The sequence below is a fragment of the Actinoplanes sp. SE50/110 genome, from assembly GCF_900119315.1.
GTDB lineage: Bacteria > Actinomycetota > Actinomycetes > Mycobacteriales > Micromonosporaceae > Actinoplanes.
In genome coordinates, this window is record NZ_LT827010.1 from 2,482,382 (window position 1) to 2,500,607 (window position 18,226).

Annotated in this window: 14 protein-coding genes; 10 read left to right on the forward strand and 4 right to left on the reverse strand. The window is 73.0% G+C overall.

Annotated elements, in window-relative coordinates:
* The first annotated feature begins 39 nt into the window (after nucleotides 1-39).
* Nucleotides 40-507 (forward strand): hypothetical protein, encoded by a 468-nt coding sequence (locus ACSP50_RS11070; protein WP_014689271.1) that lies wholly within the window; start codon nucleotides 40-42, stop codon nucleotides 505-507.
* A gap of 13 nt (nucleotides 508-520) precedes the next feature.
* Here the strand turns inward: ACSP50_RS11070 and ACSP50_RS11075 are convergent, their stop codons facing one another.
* The gene (locus ACSP50_RS11075) at nucleotides 521-1,090 is read right to left on the reverse strand and encodes a hypothetical protein (protein ID WP_155123475.1); all 570 of its coding nucleotides are present in this window, start codon (nucleotides 1,088-1,090) and stop codon (nucleotides 521-523) included.
* Nucleotides 1,091-1,444: 354 nt separating this feature from the next.
* On the opposite strand from ACSP50_RS11075, the gene ACSP50_RS11080 reads away from it, so the two are divergent.
* The 3 genes from ACSP50_RS11080 (at nucleotide 1,445) to ACSP50_RS11090 (ending at nucleotide 3,386) form a co-directional block, all read left to right on the forward strand.
* On the forward strand, nucleotides 1,445-1,825 hold the full coding sequence (locus tag ACSP50_RS11080; RefSeq protein ID WP_014689273.1) for a nuclear transport factor 2 family protein: 381 nt from the start codon (nucleotides 1,445-1,447) through the stop codon (nucleotides 1,823-1,825).
* Between the two features lie 56 nt (nucleotides 1,826-1,881).
* The gene (locus ACSP50_RS11085) at nucleotides 1,882-2,961 is read left to right on the forward strand and encodes a LacI family DNA-binding transcriptional regulator (protein WP_052311554.1); all 1,080 of its coding nucleotides are present in this window, start codon (nucleotides 1,882-1,884) and stop codon (nucleotides 2,959-2,961) included.
* Nucleotides 2,962-3,038: 77 nt separating this feature from the next.
* Nucleotides 3,039-3,386, forward strand: a complete 348-nt coding sequence (locus ACSP50_RS11090; protein ID WP_043511229.1) for a hypothetical protein — start codon at nucleotides 3,039-3,041, stop codon at nucleotides 3,384-3,386.
* A gap of 12 nt (nucleotides 3,387-3,398) precedes the next feature.
* Here ACSP50_RS11090 and ACSP50_RS11095 read toward each other — a convergent pair whose 3' ends face one another.
* Nucleotides 3,399-4,349 (reverse strand): Lrp/AsnC family transcriptional regulator, encoded by a 951-nt coding sequence (locus tag ACSP50_RS11095; protein ID WP_014689276.1) that lies wholly within the window; start codon nucleotides 4,347-4,349, stop codon nucleotides 3,399-3,401.
* An 85-nt stretch (nucleotides 4,350-4,434) separates the two neighbouring features.
* Between ACSP50_RS11095 and ACSP50_RS11100 the strand changes: the two genes are divergently transcribed.
* Nucleotides 4,435-5,832, forward strand: a complete 1,398-nt coding sequence (locus ACSP50_RS11100) for an MFS transporter (RefSeq protein ID WP_043511231.1) — start codon at nucleotides 4,435-4,437, stop codon at nucleotides 5,830-5,832.
* Nucleotides 5,833-6,087: 255 nt separating this feature from the next.
* On the opposite strand, the gene ACSP50_RS11105 is transcribed toward ACSP50_RS11100, so the two are convergent.
* Nucleotides 6,088-9,024: an Ig-like domain-containing protein gene (locus ACSP50_RS11105; RefSeq protein ID WP_014689279.1), complete on the reverse strand. Its 2,937-nt coding sequence runs from the start codon at nucleotides 9,022-9,024 to the stop codon at nucleotides 6,088-6,090.
* A gap of 285 nt (nucleotides 9,025-9,309) precedes the next feature.
* Here ACSP50_RS11105 and ACSP50_RS11110 point away from each other — a divergent pair, with 285 nt between their 5' ends.
* From ACSP50_RS11110 to ACSP50_RS11130, 5 genes are read left to right on the forward strand one after another with little or no spacing between them, the layout of a single operon-like run.
* A complete protein-coding gene (locus ACSP50_RS11110; RefSeq protein WP_014689280.1) occupies nucleotides 9,310-11,340 on the forward strand; it encodes a bifunctional rhamnulose-1-phosphate aldolase/short-chain dehydrogenase in 2,031 nt (676 codons plus the stop codon).
* Nucleotides 11,337-12,716, forward strand: coding sequence for a rhamnulokinase family protein (locus tag ACSP50_RS11115; protein ID WP_014689281.1), 1,380 nt, complete (start codon nucleotides 11,337-11,339; stop codon nucleotides 12,714-12,716). The genes ACSP50_RS11110 and ACSP50_RS11115 overlap by 4 nt, the downstream gene beginning before the upstream one ends.
* A 2-nt stretch (nucleotides 12,717-12,718) precedes the next feature.
* The gene (locus tag ACSP50_RS11120; RefSeq protein ID WP_014689282.1) at nucleotides 12,719-13,438 is read left to right on the forward strand and encodes a (Fe-S)-binding protein; all 720 of its coding nucleotides are present in this window, start codon (nucleotides 12,719-12,721) and stop codon (nucleotides 13,436-13,438) included.
* Complete coding sequence (locus ACSP50_RS11125; protein WP_014689283.1) at nucleotides 13,435-14,850, forward strand: lactate utilization protein B; 1,416 nt, start codon at nucleotides 13,435-13,437, stop codon at nucleotides 14,848-14,850. Before ACSP50_RS11120 ends, ACSP50_RS11125 begins: the two co-directional genes overlap by 4 nt.
* Nucleotides 14,847-15,443: an LUD domain-containing protein gene (locus ACSP50_RS11130; RefSeq protein WP_014689284.1), complete on the forward strand. Its 597-nt coding sequence runs from the start codon at nucleotides 14,847-14,849 to the stop codon at nucleotides 15,441-15,443. Before ACSP50_RS11125 ends, ACSP50_RS11130 begins: the two co-directional genes overlap by 4 nt.
* A gap of 287 nt (nucleotides 15,444-15,730) precedes the next feature.
* On the opposite strand, the gene ACSP50_RS44585 is transcribed toward ACSP50_RS11130, so the two are convergent.
* Nucleotides 15,731-18,208: an ATP-binding protein gene (locus ACSP50_RS44585; protein ID WP_014689285.1), complete on the reverse strand. Its 2,478-nt coding sequence runs from the start codon at nucleotides 18,206-18,208 to the stop codon at nucleotides 15,731-15,733.
* Between the last annotated feature and the right edge of the window lie 18 nt (nucleotides 18,209-18,226).

Consider the following 18,226-nt stretch of genomic DNA (forward strand, 5'->3'; position numbering starts at 1 on the left):
CGCTTCGAAAATGTCGGTGGGTGGTGGCAACATCCGGGCATGGAGATTCTTCCCGGCGAGGGCGTCGCACTGGTCAAGGTGGGCGAGACGAGAGATGTGGTGGAGGCCCGCCTCGGCCCGCCCATGCACGCCGGCATCTCGGCGCGCGCGGTCTACGACACCGAGCCGACCCTGGTCGTCGACTACGACGGGGACACCGTCGAGCTGGTCGAGCTGGGCTTCTCGGCCGACGGCGGCGAGCAGGCCACCCTCGAAGGGGTGCAGCTGACCTACCGGTTCATGGACGACGTGCTCGACGAGCTGATCTCTCTCGGGCACCGGCCGGAGCCGTTCGACATCGGCTACACATTCCCGTCCGGCTTCACCATCTTCTCGATGGGCTACCGCAGTGCCACCGACCTCGACCCGTCCGCCTCTCCGGACGATCCGCGGCCGGTCGTCGAAGGCGTCGGCATCGCCCCGGCCGAGTATTGGCTGGGGCCGGCGGAGGAGTCCGCCAGTCGCTGACCGGCCGTGGCCGTCAGAAGTTGATGGTGACGCCGGCGGACTGGCAGGCGGTGGTCAGCTTGGTGCTGAGAACGTCGAACCCGGCGTTGGCGGCGGCGCTGATCGGATCGGGTGCGGCGGCCGCCGTGCCGATCTCCTTCGACACCGCGCGGGCGGCGGTGGTGACGTCGGAGTCGGCGGCCTTGGCGAGCGCGTTGTCGATCGCGGTGTGGAAGGTCGTGAAGACGTTCTTCGCGTCGGCGGGTTCCACGTGACCGTCCGACCGCTGCACCTGCGAGATGCCGGCCTTCATCACGCTGCCGGCCTGGTCGACCAGATGGCAGACGGTCCTGTCGTCGGTCGACCCCGGGCCGGGGGCGCCGGCCGCCGCCGTGCCGTTCCCGGCCGCCGGTGCCGAGCCGTTCCCGGCGGCGGGGGTTGAGCCGTTTCCGGCGGGCGCTGAGTCGTTCCCGGCGACGGGTGCTGAGCCCCGGGTGGTGGCGCCGGTCGGAGCGGCGGCGTCGGAGTCGTCGGCGCTGCAGGCGGTGAGAGCGGCGAGGCAGGCGCAGAGCAGGGCGGCGGGGGCGAACCGGGAACGCATCACGGGCACGGACGGTAGCCGACCGCGATTGCGGACCGGTCACGAGACCCGCCGGGGGTCGCTCGTCCTCGCCTCCGGGCAGTTGGTTGCCGGCTGCTGTCGTGGGGAGAGTGGCGGATGTCGACGTGCGGCCGTTCTGGTTGCCGGCTGCTGGCGTGGGGAGAGTGGCGGATGTCGACGTGGGGCCGTTCTGGTTGCCGGCTTCTGGCGTAGGGGGAGGGGCGGATGTCTGCGCCGGGCCGTTCTGGTTGCTGACTTCCGGCGTGGGAGTGGGGATGTGGCCGGGTCGTCGGTGGCCGGCTTCTGCCGTTGGCAGAGGGGGCGGACGCCGGGCGGCCGGGTTCCTACTGTTGGCGCATGGGTGAGCCGGATCGGGACGCGGCGCTGCTGATCGCCGAGCAGCGTCTGCAGGAAGCGCAGCGCAACGGGGACGTCGCCGAGTTGGATCGGCTGCTCGACGACCGGCTGGTGGCGATCGGACCGGACGGGACCCGGTTCAGCAAGGCGGACGATCTGGAGGGCTACCGGTCGGGCGGCTCGGTGGTGGACGAGCTGACCCAGGAGAGCCTGGAGTCGCTGGTGGTCGGGACGACCGGGGTCACCTTCGTGGTGTGCCGGGTCACCGGCCGGTTCGGTGGGGTGCCGCTGACCGCGCGGCTGCGCTACACGCGCACCTGGGCGTTCGGTGCGGACGTCGGCTGGCGGATCGTGGCCGCCCAGCTCACGGTCGTCGGTTGAAATGTTTCATTCTCGGTGCGATGCTGACGTACGGGGAGGGGTCGCGCAGACCTAGAATGCGTTTCAATCAGCGTTCCAGCGAGGGGGCTACGGGGTTGGGTCAGCAGCCGCGCAACGGCCGCGCGCCGTCGGTCAAGGACGTGGCGGCGGCCGCCGGCGTCTCCCTCGGCACGGTCTCCAACGTGCTCAACCGGCCCGCGGTGGTCAGCGGCGGCACCCGGGAACGGGTCGAGCGGGCGATGGCCGAGCTGGGCTTCGTCCGCAACGAGTCGGCCCGCCAGCTGCGCGCCGGCACCAGCCGCGCCCTGGCGTACGTGATGCTCGACGGTGGCAACCCGTTCTTCCAGGATGTCGCCGAGGGCATCGAGATCGCCGCCGACGCCGCCGACCTGTCCCTGTTCGTCTGCAACAGCGGCGGCCGGGTGGAGCGCGAGGCCAAACACCTCGACCGCCTGGTCCAGCAGCGGGTCCAGGGCATCCTGATCACACCGGTCGACCCGGACGCCGCGCACCTGGCCGACATCGCCCGGCGCGGCATCCCGTTCGTCATGGTGGACCGGCTCAGCCGCGAGGGCGGGCACTGCTCGGTCGCCGTCGACGACATCCTGGGCGGGCGGATCGCCGTCGAGCACCTGATCGATCGCGGCCACGAGCGGGTCGCGTTCGTCGGCGGACCGTCCAGCATCGGTCAGGTCCGGGAGCGCTGTCAGGGTGCCCGGGAGGTCTGGGCGGAGTTCGGCAGGCCCGCCGGCGACCTGATCCACGTGCCCACCGAGGCGCTCACCGTCAGCGAGGGACGCTCCGCCGGTGAACGCCTCGCCGGGCTGCCCTCGCGCCGCCGGCCCACCGCCGCGTTCTGCGCCAACGACCTGCTCGCCCTGGGCCTGCTGCAGCACGCGGTCACCGCCGGCCTGCGCGTCCCCGACGACCTGGCCATCGTCGGTTTCGACGACATCGACTTCGCCGCCGCGGCCGCGGTGCCGCTCACCTCGGTGCGCCAGCCTCGGCAGGAACTCGGCCGCACCGCGGCCCGGCTGGTCCTGGACGAGGCCACCGACCCGGACCACGAGCACGAGCAGGCGACGTTCGTCCCGGCCCTGGTCGCCCGCGCCTCCACCGGAGCCGCCCGCCGCTGACGGGCGGGTGGCCGGATCGGGTGACCCGGGGGTCCCGGATTGATCGAGCGGGCCGGGAAATGGCAAGCTGTCGCGCTGTGGAAGCTCTCCGGTTGATCCTGCTCTTCGTGCACCTCGTCGGTTTCGCCCTGCTGCTGGGCGGGTCGATCGCGCAGTTCCTGTCCGGCACGTTCCGGATCAGCCCGGCGGTCCTCTGGGGATCGATCATCCAGCTGGTCACCGGGCTCGGCCTGGCCGCTCCGCTGCGCGGCGGCGGCGATCACGAGCCGGACCCGGCCAAGCTCGTGGTCAAGCTGGTGATCGCCGTGATGATCTTCATCATGGTGTTCATCCCGCGCAAGCGCGAGGCGGTCAACAAGGGCCACTACATCGGCATCATCACGCTCACCCTGGCGAACGCTGCCGTCGCCGTCTTCTGGCGCTGACCCGCGCCGGGGTCAGCGGACCGCGCCGACCTGTTTGACGTGTTTGAGGACGGGGGCGGACTCGATCCGCTCCACGCCGTCCAGCAGGCTCAACCGCTCGGTGACGTAGCGGTAGAAGGCCGGCATGTCGCGGCAGATCGCCGCCGTCTGGATGTTCGTCGGCCCGGTCGTCGCCGCCGCGAACACGATCTCCTCGTGTGCCGCGAGCGCCGCCCCGACCGACGCCATCCGGGACGGCGCCACCGACAGCCAGATGTTGACCGCCGCCCGGAAGCCGAACACCTCCGGTTCGATCTCCACGTCGGTGTAGAGCGACCCGGATCCGAACAGCTCCTGCGTCCGTCGCCGCACGGTCGTTTCCGGCCAGCCGGTCGACGCGGCCAGTTCGGTGTAGCTGAGTCGCCCGTCCCAGGCGAGTGCTTCGATCAGCGGCGCGTCGCCGGGGGTCAGGTGGGCCGGTGACGTGGTCCGCGGCGGGGACAGCGCCGCCTTCTGCTCGGCGGTCAGCGCGTCGTCGCGCAGGTCGGGGCCGACCGCCCCGCCGACGAAGTTGTGGATCACGCAGTGGGCGCTGACCGCGACGAGCCGGGGTGTGCGCGGGAGTTGCTGCAGGAGCAGGGCCTTGCGGTCGGACGAGGCGGGCACGTGCACGCTGCAGGCGATCTCGGTGCCGCCCGAGGTCAGGGACACCCACGTGGTGTCGGGGCGGCGGGCCAGGGCGTTGGCGATCGCCAGGGCCGCGTCGGGGGCGGCGCGCAGGCGAAGCGTCCAGGTCTCGTACCGCAGCTCGATGGGGTTGGGCAACCCGACGACCCGCAGCCCCGCCTCCTCCCGCAGCCGGCGGTAGCGCCGGGCGACGGTCTGGTCGGAGACGCCGAGCACCGCGCCGATCTCCCGGTAGCCGGCCCGGCCGTTGATCCGCAGCGCGTGTGTCACCTGTCGGTCCAGCGTGTCGATTTCCACCACGCCACCATATCGGCTGTCGAGATCCGCCAGGATGGGCGGAACGAGGCCAGCGTTCAGGGGAACGCACGGCATTCTGCTGTGCATGCGCAAATGGTCACCACTGATCGCCGTCTGCCTCGGCACCTTCCTGCTGCTGGTGGACGTCACCATCGTCGTCGTCGCGTTGCCGTCGATCGCCGGCAAGTTCGGGGCCGACTACGCCGACCTGCAGTGGGTGCTCGACGGCTATGCCCTCGCGCTCGCCGCCCTGCTGCTCGGCGCCGGCTCGCTCGCCGACCGGTACGGCCGCCGCCGTACGTACCTCATCGGGATCGTGATTTTCGCCGTCTCCTCCCTGCTGTGCGCGGTCGCGCCGAACGAGCAGGCGCTGATCGCCGCCCGCGTCCTGCAGGGCGCCGGCGGGGCCGCCATGTTCGCCTGCACCGCCGCCCTGCTCAACGTCACCTACCACGGCCACGACCGGGGTGTCGCCTTCGGCATCTGGGGTGCGGTCAACGGCGCCGCCGCGGCGGCCGGCCCGCTCGCCGGCGGCCTGCTCACCCAGCATTTCGGCTGGCGCTGGGTGTTCCTGGTCAACCTGCCGGTCTGCCTGGTCGCGGTCTGGTTCACGGTGCGCGGCGTGACCGAGTCGAAGGCGCCCTGGGGCGGCCGGTTCGACCTGCCCGGCACGCTCACCTTCACCGTGGCGGCGGCCGCCGTCACGTACGGCCTGATTCGCGCCGGTGACGCCGGCTGGACCGACGGCGTGGCGCTCGGCGCGTTCGGCGCCGGAGCCGTTGCCCTGGTCGCGTTCATCATCGCCGAGCTGCGCTCCGACCACCCGATGCTGGACCTGGCGCTGTTCCGCCGGGCGCCGTTCGCCGCGTTGATCCTGGCCGCGTTCCTGACCCAGGCCGCCGCATTCGGCTACCTCCCGTTCGCCACGGTCTGGCTGCAGCAGGTGCTGCACAACGGTCCGGTCGACGCCGGCCTGGTCGGCGCGCTGCCGATGGCCGCCGCCTCGCTGGTGGTCGGCGCGGCCGCCGGTAAGTTCCTGCAGAAGGTCAGCCCGCGCTGGACGGTCGGCCTCGGCCTGTTGCTGATCGCGGCCGGTGACCTGCTGCAGGCCCGGCTGGACGCGGGCAGCACCGGCCGGATCCTGATTCCCGGCCTGATCGTGGTCGGCCTCGGCGTCGGCTGCGTGCTGCCGTCGCTGTCCTCGGCGGTGCTGGCCGAGGTGCCGCGCGAGCGCAGCGGCATGGCCGGCGGGGCGCTGAACACCTTCCGGCAGCTCGGTTTCGCCCTCGGGGTGGCGGTCTTCGGCACCATCTTCGCCGACCGGATCGGCGCCGCGCACGGCCGACCGGCCGGCTTCGCCGACGGTCTCCACCAGACGTTGTACGTCGCGGCCGGCACCGCCCTGGTCGCCGCGGTGGTGGTGCTGGCCGTGGTCCGGCGCCGCGCGGACACGCCCGCCCCGGAGCCGGTCAAGGTCGGCTGACGTCGGGACTTTCGGCCCACCGGGTGGGGTGGTCGGACCCGGGCGCCGGCGCGGCGGACGGAGCAGTGTCGGGGTGACGAGATTGATGGAGGAGGAAGCGATGACGACCATCGGCCGCAGCCACGCAGCTCACACCTGGGGTCTGGGCCGCGTCTGGACCCGGTTGCCGCTGGTCCGCAAGCACCGCTGGCTCATCTGAATCCGCCCCGCCGCCACCGCCCGGGCCGTTGCGCCCGGGCGGTGGCGTCCGAGCGGTCAGGCGTGTGGTTTCAGCAGGGTGATCCGGGCGGCGCCGAGCTCGGTCACGTACAGGTTGCCGGTGGTGACGTCCTCGGTGACGTCCAGCGGCTGACTGAAACCGGTCAGCCCGGTGATGCCCACGGTCCGGTTCGACAGCGCGCCGGACGCGGCCACGTCGAACGTCTCGATGTCCTGCCCATCCGAGTAGCGGACCACCAGCAGCCTGCCGTCGAGCGCGCCACCGCGGTATTCGATCGCGCCGTCGGCCGAGGCGTGCAGGCCCGCGTCGTATGTGCCGGCCAGGTCGAAGTTCGGGTCCGGTGCGGTGCCGGCCGGGTAGGCGGCCACCTCGAACGGGTCCGCGCCCGCGGTCGGGTTGCCGCCGGCCAGCACCCACTCGCAGCGCACCGGGTTCGGGTGGCCGTAGTACCGGCCGGACTTCACGTCGAAGACGTAATCGGTCTCCGCGGCCGGCACGTTGGTGAGCGCCGGCACCACCGGCCCGGTGTAGCCGCGCCGCGCGCACGAGGCGGGCAGCGTCGCCGGGGTGGCCGGGGTGTTGCCGCCGGCCGCCGAGCCGTTGGTGGGCGTGTACAGGTGCCCGTTGCGATGCCACACCAGGTCGAAGGCGTTCCGCACGCCGGTCGCATACAGGGTCAACGGCGCATTGCCGGCGTACGGGTCGTAGCTCCCACCCTGCTCGGTCTGCACGTTCAGGGGCAGCGTCGCCGGCAACCGCGCCGGGTCCAGCCGCAGCACGGCCGCGCTGAGCAGGTGCTCCGCCCGGTTGCCCCAGGTGGAGTCGGCGGCGCCCATCGCGTTGTTGGCGCCCTGGGTCAGGTACAGCGCGCCGTCCGGGCCGAACGCCAGTGAATTCGTCTCGTGATCCTTCACCGAGCGCGGCAGACCGGTCACCACCGGGGTGTAGGTGCCCAGGTCGGCCCCGCTGAGCCGGCCGATCCGGCCGGACCAGTCCGGGACGTCGAGCGGACCCACGTACTCGTAATTGTCGGTTGTCCAGAGGATCGGCGCGGCCGCCGTGGACGCCGGGTCGAACGCCATCCCGATGATCGTGCGGGCGGGCGCGCCGGGCAGCCCGAGCGCCGCGGCGTTCGCCCGCACCGAGCCGATGATCAGCGGCGTGCCGAGCGTGCCGTCCGCGTTGATCGGGAAGCGGTAGACGTTCCCGTCCAGCGTCCCGGCGTACAACCGCCCGTCCGGCCCGGTCAGCACCGAGGTGAACGACGCCCCGGTGGCCACGCCCACGACCTTGTCGAAGGCCGCCGGTCCGCCCGGGTTTCCGCCGGTGCCGGTGGTGAAGACGATGGAGTACGGCGTGAACGCCGTCCCGGTCACGTCGGTGACCCCGCCGGTCACGGTGAACCGGTACGCCGTGCCCACCGCCAGCGGCGCGGTCGGCGACAGGTTGATCACGTCCCCGCCGCCGCTGGTGATCGTGGTGGCCGGCACCGCCGCGCCGTCGCTGAGCCGGGTCAGGGTCACCGTCGAGGCGGTCAGCGAGGCGGCCGCGACACCGCCGTTGGGCAGCACCAGGTCCTCGACCACGCTGGTGGTGGGGGAGACGCCGGTCGCGCCGTTCGCCGGCGTGCCGGCCCGCACCGCGGGAACGGCCCCGGCGGCCGGCACGCTGGCGATGTCGACGTAGTCGAACTTGGTGTTCGTACCCCCGGCCGGGCTCAGCGTCAGCCTCCCGTCGGTGACCCGCACCGTGCGGGTCGCGGCGGCGAACCTGACCGCGGCGCTCGGCCGGAACCCGGCGATCGCGTTCTGGTCCTCCACATTCGCCCAGTGCACGCTGTCCACCGCGGTGCCCGCGTCACCGACCGCGACGGTCACCGTGTAGACCCCGGCCGGCACGGCCGCCTCCCAGGCGCCCGGCGTGGCCACCCCCGGCGCGCCGGCCGGAAGCTGGGCGTGCACGAAGGTGGCCAGCCGCGGATCGCTCTGGCCGGCGGCCGGGTTCCGGTTGCGCCCGTTGCCGGTCAGGTCGACCGGGGTGCCCTCACCCAGATCCACCCAGCCGTAGCCGCGCGTCGAGGTGTACGCCCCACCGGAGTCCCGCACATATCCGACGGCCGGCGCGGTCGCCGCATCCGAGAAGTCCACCTTGAGGGCGAACGCGGCCGGGGTCGCGCCGACCGTCGCCGACGAACCGCCGTCGGTGGTCACGTGGTACTCGTAGGCGGTGCCGTCGGTGACCGCGGTGTCCAGATACGACGCCCGGGTCACCGTCGCCAGCAGCGTGCTCCCGCGGTAGACCCGGTAGCTCGCCGCGTTCCCGCTCCAGGCCAGCGCCACCTGGGCGTCGCCGGGGGTGGCGGTCAGCCCGGTGGGCGGGTCCGCGGTGACCCGGCTGATCTCCACGTAGTTCAGCTTGGTGTTGACGCCGCCGATCGCGTCCACGGTCAGCCGCCCGTCGCTGACCGGCACGGTCACCGTCGCCGGCCGGAACTCGGCGGCCGCGGTGGACACGAAACCGCTGATCGCGGTGACGCCCTCGACGCGGACGGTGTGCCGGCTGTCGTACGCCGGCTGGTCCCCGGCCGAGACGGTCACCTGGTAGGTGCCGTCCGGCACGGCGTACTCCCAGGCGCCGGCGGTGGCGATGCCGTTGGTGCCGCCGACATCGCCGTACTGCAGATGAATGATGGTGTCGAGCCGTTGATCGATTCCCGCACGCGCGCGGTCCCGCGTGTTGCGGGTCAGATCCAGCGGCACGTGGGCGGTGCTGCTCAGGCTGTCCTGCCGCACCCACCCCTGCGCGCCGTCGAACGCGGCTCCGGTGTCGGCGGTGTACCCGCCCGGCACGGCCGCGGTGGCAGGCTGAAAGTTGATTTTCGCGACCGGGGTGACCGCGCCCAGCACGGGCACCGGAACCCCACCGACGACGGCCGCCACGGCGACCCCGGCAATCCAGCGACGACGATGCATGGCGCTGAACGTCGCACATCGGCGCCGCCGCCCCGCTGTCGGAAATCCGCACCCGGGGCGATGTCAGGAAGAGCGGAAATACCGGAATCAAGGGCGATCATGGACGGATCGTCCTACCGCGACCATCACGGGTCGGTGCGACGGCGCGCGCCACCTCGACGTTTCGCCTCGCAGCGGTGGACGCCGGCGGTTCGTCGTGGGGCGCCGTGGTCTTGACCGGGCGGTCGAGGCGCGCGTAATCTGACCGCACTCGTGAAACGTTTCATAAATCGGTGAGGATCGCTCATGACGAACCCGGCAGTGGCCGCGCTCATCGCGAGGTCGCACCGCCTCGGTGCGGATCCGCGCACCACCAACTACGCGGGCGGGAACACCTCCGCCAAGGGCGCCGAGGTGGACCCGGTGACCGGCGAGCCGACCGAGCTGATCTGGGTCAAGGGCTCCGGTGGCGACCTCGGCACCCTCACCGAGCAGGGCCTCGCGGTGCTGCGGCTGGACCGGCTGCGCGCGCTGCCCGGCGTCTACCCGGGGGTGGAGCGCGAGGACGAGATGGTCGCCGCGTTCGACTACTGCCTGCACGGGCGGGGTGGGGCGGCGCCCAGCATCGACACCGCGATGCACGCGCTGGTGGACGTGCCGCACGTGGACCACCTGCACCCGGACGCCGGGATCGCGATCGCGACCGCCGCCGACGGGCCGGCGCTGACCAGGGAGATCTTCGGGGACCGGGTGCGGTGGGTGGACTGGCGCCGGCCCGGGTTCCAGCTGGGTCTGGACATCGCCGCGGTGCAGCGGGCGCATCCGCGGGCGATCGGGGTGATCCTGGGCGGGCACGGGATCACCGCGTGGGGTGCGACCAGCGACGAGTGCGAGGCCCACGCGCAGGAGATCATCAGCACCGCCGCCGCATACCTCGAGCGGCACGGCCGCCGCGAGCCGTTCGGCAACGTCCGGACCGCGGCTCTTCCGCGGCAGCGGAGACGTGAGCGGGCCGCCGAGCTGTTCCCGATCATCCGCGGGCTGGCCTCCACCGACCGCCCGCAGGTCGGCCACTTCACCGACGACGACGTCGTCCTCGACTTCGTCGGCAGCGAGCGGCTGGCGGAGCTGGCCGCGCTCGGCACCTCCTGCCCGGACCACTTCCTGCGCACCAAGGTCAAGCCGCTGGTCCTGGACACCGCGCCGGACGCGCCGCTTGCGGCCATCACGCAGCGGCTCACCGAGCTGCGCGAGGGCTACCGGGCCGACTACCGCGCCTACTACGACCGGCACGCCACCGCGGACACTCCGGCGATCCGCGGCGCCGACCCGGCGATCGTGCTGGTCCCGGGTGTGGGGATGTTCTCGTTCGGGGCGAACAAGCAGACCGCCCGGGTGGCCGGCGAGTTCTACGTCAACGCGATCACGGTGATGCGCGGCGCGGAGAGCATCTCCCGGTACGCGCCGATCGACGAGGCGGAGAAGTTCCGGATCGAGTACTGGGCCCTGGAGGAGGCCAAACTCCAGCGGATGCCGAAGCCGAAACCACTGGCCGCCCGGGCCGCGTTCGTGACCGGCGGCGGCTCCGGGATCGGCCGGGCGATCGCGCTGCGGCTGGCCGCCGAGGGCGCCTGCGTGGTGATCGCCGACCGGGACGTCACCACCGCGCGGGCCGTGGCGGACGAGATCGGCGGCACCGACGCGGCGATCGCCGTCGAGGCCGACGTGACCGACGCGGCCGCGGTCGACGCCGCGCTGGACGCGGCGGTGCTCGCCTTCGGCGGGGTCGACCTGGTGGTCAACAACGCCGGTCTGTCCCTCTCGAAGTCGCTGCTGGAGACCACCGAGCAGGACTGGGACGTGCAGCACGACGTGCTGGCCAAGGGCTCGTTCCTGGTGGCCAGGGCCGCGGCCCGGGTGCTGATCGCGCAGCGGATGGGCGGCGACATCGTCTACATCTCCAGCAAGAACTCCGTGTTCGCCGGTCCGGACAACGTCGCCTACGGCGCCGCCAAGGCAGACCAGGCGCATCAGGTGCGGTTGCTGGCGGCCGAGCTCGGCGATCACGGCGTACGCGTCAACGGCGTCAACCCCGACGGTGTCGTCCGTGGCTCGGGGATCTTCGCGGCCGGCTGGGGTGCGCGGCGCGCCGCCGTCTACGGGGTGCCGCAGGAGCGGCTCGGCGAGTTCTACGCCCAGCGGACCCTGCTCAAGCGGGAGGTGCTGCCCGAGCACGTGGCCAACGCGGTCTTCGTGCTCACCGCCGGCGAACTGTCGCACACCACCGGACTGCACGTCCCGGTCGACGGCGGCGTCGCGGCCGCCTTCCTGCGATGAGCCACCGGTTCGCAGCCGTCGATCTCGGCGCCGCCAGCGGGCGGGTCGTGGTCGGCACGTTCACCGGCGACGGCCTCGACCTGGCGGTGGTGCACCGCTTTCCGAACGAGCCGGTGCGCGCCGGCGGCACCCTGTACTGGGACATCCTGGCGCTCTACCGCGGGGTGCTGGACGGGCTCGCCCGGGCCGGTCCGGTGGACAGCATCGGGATCGACTCGTGGGCGGTCGACTACGGGCTGCTCGACGTGTCCGGGGCGCTGCTCGGCAACCCGGTGCACTACCGGGACGCGCGGACCGACGGGATCGCCGCCCGGGTCCCCGACCTCTATGCCGTGAACGGGCTGCAGACGTTGCCGTTCAACACCGTCTACCAGCTGCTCGCGGCCGCGGACACCCCGCAGTACGCGACGGCCGCGACCCTGCTGATGATCCCCGACCTGATGGCGTACTGGCTGACCGGGGAGATCGGCGCGGAGTACACCAACGCCTCGACCACGGGGCTGCTCGACGTTCGTACCGGCCGATGGGCCACCTCGTTGATCGCGGACCTGGGGTTGCGGGCGGACCTCCTCCCGCCGATCCGTCGCCCCGGCGACGTGATCGGCCGCTTCCGGGGCATTCCGGTGGTCGCGGTCGGCTCGCACGACACGGCGTCGGCGGTGGTCGCGGTTCCCGCCTGCGGCGGCGATGTCGCGTACGTGTCCAGCGGCACCTGGTCGCTCGTCGGACTCGAACTGGACCGGCCGGTGCTCAGCGCCGCCTCCCGCACGGCGAACTTCACCAACGAGGGCGGCGTCGACCGGACCATCCGCTACCTGCGCAACGTGGCCGGACTCTGGCCGCTGCAGGAGTGCATGCGGGGGTGGGGCGCCCCGGAGATCACCGGCCTGCTCACCGCCGCCGCCGCGGAACCGCTGCTCGGCGCGGTCGTCGACCTCGACGACCCGATCTTCCTGCCGCCCGGCGACATGGCCGGCCGGATCCGCCGCGCGGCCGGACTGTCCAACGACGCCTCGCCGGCCCGGATCACCCGGTGCATCCTGGACAGCCTGGCGCTCGCCCAGCGGCGCGCGGTGCGCCAGGCCGCCGAGCTGGCCGGGGTCACGCCGGGCGTGCTGCACCTGGTCGGCGGCGGCGCCCGCAACGAGCTGCTCTGCCGGCTCACCGCCGACGCCACCGGCCTTCCCGTGCTGGCCGGGCCGGTCGAGGCGACCGCGCTGGGCAACCTGCTGGTCCAGGCGCGGGCGGCCGGGGTGGTCTCCGGCGGGCTCGATGCGATGCGCGCGCTGGTGCGGCAGACTCAACAGATCGTGCGCTACGAACCGCGCGGCGACGACGGCCCGTGGCGGGCCGCCGCCGAGCGGGTGAGGGGGTGACCGTGCGGATCGCGCTGTTCGCGACCTGCCTCGCCGACACCCTGTTCCCGGAGGCGGTGAAGGCCACCGTGCGGCTGCTGGAGCGGCTCGGGCACGAGGTGGTCTTCCCGCCGGAACAGACCTGTTGCGGGCAGATGCATGTCAACACCGGCTACCGGCGCGAGGCGGTCCCGCTGGTGCGCCGTTACGTCCGGACCTTCGCGGCGTACGACGTGATCGTCGCCCCGTCCGGGTCGTGCGTCGGCTCGATCCGGCATCAGCACCGGCTGGTGGCGGCCGGGGACGCCGGGCTCGCCGCCGCGGCCGCAGCGGTCGGCGGCCGCACCTACGAGCTGTCCGAGCTGCTGGTGGACGTGCTCGGGGTGGAGGACGTCGGGGCGCACTACCCGCACCGGGTGACCTACCACCCGACGTGCCACAGCCTGCGGATGATCCGGGTCGGGGACAAGCCGCTGCGGCTGCTGCGGCACGTCCGCGGACTGGACCTCGTCGAGCTGCCGGCCGCCGAGCAGTGCTGCGGGTTCGGCGGGACTTTCGCGCTGAAGAACGCGGCCACCTCGGCGGCGATGCTCGCCGACAAGATGAGCGCCATCGCGGCGACCGGCGCGTCGGTCTGCACGGCCGGGGACTCGTCCTGCCTGATGCACATCGGCGGCGGGCTGCGCCGCGCCTCGTCACCGGTGCGCACCGTGCACCTCGCCGAAATCCTGGCATCCGCATGAGCACCTTCCTCGGCATGCCGGCCACCGCGCCGCGCGGCGTCGGCCACCTGCGCGGCGACGAGCCGTTCCCGGCGGCGGCCCGCACCGCGCTCGCCGACGACCAGCTGCGGCGCAACCTGCGGCACGCCACCACCACGATCCGCGGCAGGTCCGGCAGGGTGATCGCCGAACTGCCCGACTGGCAGGAACTCCGCGCCGCCGGGTCGGCGATCAAGGCATCGGTGATGGCCCGGCTGCCCGAACTCCTCGAGGAGTTGGAGGCCCGGGTCACCGACCGCGGCGGGGTGGTGCACTGGGCCGCCGACGCGATCGAGGCCAACGCGATCGTCACCCGCCTCGTCCAGCAGGCCGGCGCCGACCGGGTCATCAAGGTCAAGTCGATGGCGACCCAGGAGATCGGGCTCAACGAGGCCTTGGAGGCGGCCGGGATCCAGCCGGTCGAAACCGACCTGGCCGAACTCATCGTGCAGCTCGGCCACGACCGACCGAGCCACATCCTGGTGCCGGCCATCCACCGGAACCGCGCCGAGATCCGGGAGATCTTCCTGCGCGCCATGCCCGGCGTCGACCCGGACCTCACCGACGACCCGCCGGTGCTCGCCGAGGCGGCCCGGCGATATCTGCGCGAGACGTTCCTGTCCACGAAGGTCGCGGTCAGCGGGGCGAACTTCGCGATCGCGGCGACCGGGACGCTCGCCGTCGTCGAATCCGAGGGCAACGGGCGGATGTGCCTCACCCTGCCGGACACGCTGATCACCGTGATGGGCATCGAGAAGGTGCTGCCGACGTGGCCGGACCTGGAGGTCTTCCTGCAACTGCTGCCGCGGGCGTCGACCGGGGAACGGATGAACCCGTACACGACGATGTGGACCGGGGTGACACCCGGCGACGGGCCGCAGAACTTCCACCTGGTGCTGCTCGACAACGGGCGCAGCGCGGTCCTCGCCGACCCGGCCGGCCGGTCGGCGCTGCACTGCATCCGGTGCTCCGCCTGCCTCAACGTGTGCCCGGTCTACGAACGGACCGGCGGGCACGCGTACGGGTCGGTGTATCCGGGACCGATCGGGGCGGTGCTGTCGCCGCAGCTCACCGGCGTCGCCGACAACGCCTCGCTGCCCTACGCGTCGTCACTCTGCGGCGCCTGCTTCGATGCCTGCCCGGTGCGGATCGACATCCCGTCGATCCTGGTGCACCTGCGCGATCTGGCACCCCATCCGGCGGCCGAACGCGCCGCCATGCGGGCCGCGGCCTTCGCGATGAACCATCCCCGCTGGTACGCGTCGGCTCAGCGCGCCGCGAAACTCGCCCGCATCGCCCGGCGGCGCGGCATCCCCCTGTCCGCCTGGACCGATGCCCGCGACCTTCCCGAACCCCCCGCCCAGACCTTCCGCGACTGGTGGGCCGCCCGATGAGCGCCAAGGATCTGATCCTCGGCCGGATCCGTGCCGCCCTGCGGGACGCGCCGGCGGCCCCGGACATCCCGCGGACCTACCGCCGCGACTTCCCTGCGGCCGACCTGGAACTCCTCGTCGACCGGCTGCTCGACTACCGGGCCGCGGTCCACCGGATCCCCGAGACGGCCATCGCCGCGACGGTGTCCGGGCTGGTCCGCGGCCCGGTGGTGATCCCACCCGGCCTGCCGCCGTCCTGGCATCCGGCCACCGCCCTGATCGACGACGACCTGCCCCGGGACCGGATCGCCGCCGCCGAGGCCGTGCTGACCGCCGCGGCCGTCGCCGTCGCCGAAACCGGCACCATCGTGCTGGACGCCTCGCCCGACCAGGGCCGCCGGATCATCAGCCTGCTGCCCGACATCCACTTCGTGGTGCTGCGCCCGGCCCAGGTCGTCGCCTCGGTCCCGGAGGCGGTCGCCCGGCTCGGCGCGGGCCGCCCACTGACCTGGTTCAGCGGGCCGTCCGCCACCAGCGACATCGAATTCAACCGCGTCGAGGGCGTCCACGGCCCCCGCCACCTGCACGTCCTGCTCCTCGACGGCGAGGCGTGAGCGCGCCGGCCGCAGCCGTGGCGTTCGTGGCGTCCGCGGGGTCGGTTCCCTACGGCGCAGTGCCCTGTCGCCAGTCGGGATGTCCCGGACCGCCAGACCCCGCGAACGCTCCCGCAAGCCCTCAACCGGGGTCAGCGACGATGGGCGGTGATCCAGTGGCCCAGATGCCAGTCCCAGCCCCCTGACGGACCGGAACCACCACCCATGCTCCAGCAATGAGCGGCGATCAGTGGTCGGCCGCGGCGCACGACATCAGGCATGTGGTCCTGATCTTCATCGGTCCGGGTTCAGGCGGCCGCGGCGAAGTCCGCCGCCAGCCGCCGCATGATGGCCGACACCTCGGCGGCCTGCGTGTGCAGGTCGCGGAGTAGCGTGATCGAGTTCGCCGGGTGCTGATGGGCGCGGGCCTCCAGATCGGCGCAGAGCGCGGCCAACTCGACCGCGCCGAGCGTGGCGGCCGAACCGCGCAGGCCGTGCGCCAGGCGGGCCAGGTTGCGGGTGTCGCCGGTGGCGGCCGCCCTCTCCATCCGGTCCAGAGTGGCGGGCAGACGGTCGGCGAAGTTGTCGAGGATCGTCGCCAGCCGGGCGCGGTCGCCGGGGCCGGTGCCGGCGATCGCCTGGACGCATTCGCGGATGCTGTCCGGTTCGGCCGACCGGGCGGCGGCGGCCCGGATCAGGGCGGTTCCGGCGGCGGCGGCGCTTCCGGCGGCGGCGGCGGCCCGGGCGGCATCGGCGGCGAGCCCGGCGCGAGCGATCTCCGAGGGACGCGGCGGCGCGGGCGCGTCGGTTTCCACAGCCGCGTCGGTTTCCGCGGCGGCGTCGGTTTCCGCGGCGGCGGGGGTGGGGCCGGCTTCGGGGGTGTGCCGGGCCGCCTCGGCGAGGATCGTGTCGAGGTCGGTTTCGCGCAGCGGCTTGGCCAGGAAGGCGTCCATGCCGGCGCGGCGGCTGGCGGCCTCGTCGTCGACCATCGCGTTGGCGGTGAGGGCGACGATGTACGGCGCGCCGTGCGGTGGCGGAGTGGCGCGGATGCGTTCGGTGGCGGCCAGGCCGTCCAGGATCGGCATCTGGACGTCCATCAGGACCAGGTCGTAACGCGTCCGGTGGACGGCCTCGACGGCGGCGGCGCCGTCGGCGACGATGTCGACCCGGTGGCCGCGGCGTTCCAGGAGCAGTTCGGCGACCCGCTGGTTGACCGGGTTGTCCTCGGCGACCAGGACGTACAGCGGGCGGACGGCGGCCGGGACCGCGGGCAGCGGGGCCGGCTGTTCCGCCGGGCCGGCCGGGCGCAGCAGCAGCGTGACGGTGAAGGTCGAGCCCTGGGCCGGTTGGCTGTCGACGGTGATGCCGCCGCCCATCGCCTCGGCCAGCCGCTGGCTGATCGCCAGACCCAGTCCGGTGCCCTCGTAGTTGCGCGCGATCGACGCGTCGACCTGGGTGAACGGGCGGAACAGGCGGTTCAGCCGGTCGGCCGGGATGCCGATGCCGGTGTCCCGGACGGCGATCCGCACCTCGATCCGGTCCGGCTGCCCGGGCGCAGCGTCGGCCGCGACGTGCACGGTGACCGCCCCGTGGTCGGTGAACTTGATCGCGTTGCCGAGGAGGTTGACCAGGATCTGCCGGATCCGGCCGGCGTCGCCGAGGACCGCGGCCGGGCAGTCCGGGGCGAGGTGACTGGACAGGTGCAGGCCCTTGCCGCCGGCGGTCAGCGCGACCAGGCTGATCGCCTGCTGCACGCAGGAGCGCAGATCGAACGGCCGCTCGTCCAGGCTGAGCTCACCCGCCTCGATCTTGGAGAAGTCCAGCACGTCGTTGATGATCACGAGCAGGGCGCCGCCGCTGGCGTGCACGGTCTCGACGAGTTCCTGCTGGCGGGTGTCGAGCGGGGTGTCGAGCAGCAGGCCGGTCATGCCGATCACCGCGTTCATCGGGGTGCGGATCTCGTGGCTCATGGTGGCCAGGAAGGCGGACTTCGCGGCGGTGGCGGCGAGCGCCTCGTCGTGGGCGGTGACCATCGCGGTCATCGACGCGTTCACCGCCCGGGCCATCTGGGCCAGCTCCAGCGGCCCGGTCACCTCGGCCCGCCGGGTCAGGTCGCCCTCCAGCACCCGCTGCGCGGCCGCGGTCACCTGCCGGGCCGGCGCGGTGATCCGGTGGGTGATCCAGCGGGCGACCAGCGCCACCAGCGCCAGGGTGGCCACCGACACCCAGAGGATCAGCTGCCGGGTCATCGTGGCGCTGCTGCGGGCCGCCTGCAACCGGTCGTCGAGCTGATCCTCCTCGTGCTGGTGCATCTTGGTGATCAGGGCGTCCATGGCGCTGGTGTCGACGTCCGGTTTCGGCGTGGCGCCGTCGGCGGCCCGCAGCAGCGCGTCGAGCCGGCCGGTGAACAGCGGCTGCAACTGCCCCAGATACTCCTGATGGACCCGGTCCCCGGCCGCGTCGTGACGCAGGTTGTCGAGCCGTTCCTGGACGGTGGCGGCGGAGCCGCGCAACGCGTCGGCCCACCGGTCGGCCGACGGGCGGTCATCCCGGGCGACCTTGTCGAACACCCGCACCGAGTCGTTCAGCGCGCCGATGTCACCGAGCACCATGTGCGAGTGCTGCAGTGGCGGCTGGTCGTGCAGCAGGTCGCCGATGCGCAGATAGGCGCTGGTCCCGACCACGGCGAGGGAGAGCAGGGCGAGCAGGAAGCCGGCCGAGAGCATCCGTCCGACGGTCCACCGGGACAGTCGCCCGCCGGTGATCCGCTCACCGTCGTCCACCATGAGGACCACTCTAGGTAG

Coding starts and splice junctions, on each gene's coding strand:
- ACSP50_RS44585 (WP_014689285.1), bottom strand. CDS start 18,208: ATGGTGGACGACGGTGAGCGGATCACCGGCGGGCGACTGTCCCGGTGG.
- ACSP50_RS11100 (WP_043511231.1), top strand. CDS start 4,435: ATGCGCAAATGGTCACCACTGATCGCCGTCTGCCTCGGCACCTTCCTG.
- ACSP50_RS11125 (WP_014689283.1), top strand. CDS start 13,435: ATGAGCACCTTCCTCGGCATGCCGGCCACCGCGCCGCGCGGCGTCGGC.
- ACSP50_RS11110 (WP_014689280.1), top strand. CDS start 9,310: ATGACGAACCCGGCAGTGGCCGCGCTCATCGCGAGGTCGCACCGCCTC.
- ACSP50_RS11105 (WP_014689279.1), bottom strand. CDS start 9,024: ATGCATCGTCGTCGCTGGATTGCCGGGGTCGCCGTGGCGGCCGTCGTC.
- ACSP50_RS11085 (WP_052311554.1), top strand. CDS start 1,882: ATGCGTTTCAATCAGCGTTCCAGCGAGGGGGCTACGGGGTTGGGTCAG.
- ACSP50_RS11130 (WP_014689284.1), top strand. CDS start 14,847: ATGAGCGCCAAGGATCTGATCCTCGGCCGGATCCGTGCCGCCCTGCGG.
- ACSP50_RS11115 (WP_014689281.1), top strand. CDS start 11,337: ATGAGCCACCGGTTCGCAGCCGTCGATCTCGGCGCCGCCAGCGGGCGG.
- ACSP50_RS11080 (WP_014689273.1), top strand. CDS start 1,445: ATGGGTGAGCCGGATCGGGACGCGGCGCTGCTGATCGCCGAGCAGCGT.
- ACSP50_RS11070 (WP_014689271.1), top strand. CDS start 40: ATGGAGATTCTTCCCGGCGAGGGCGTCGCACTGGTCAAGGTGGGCGAG.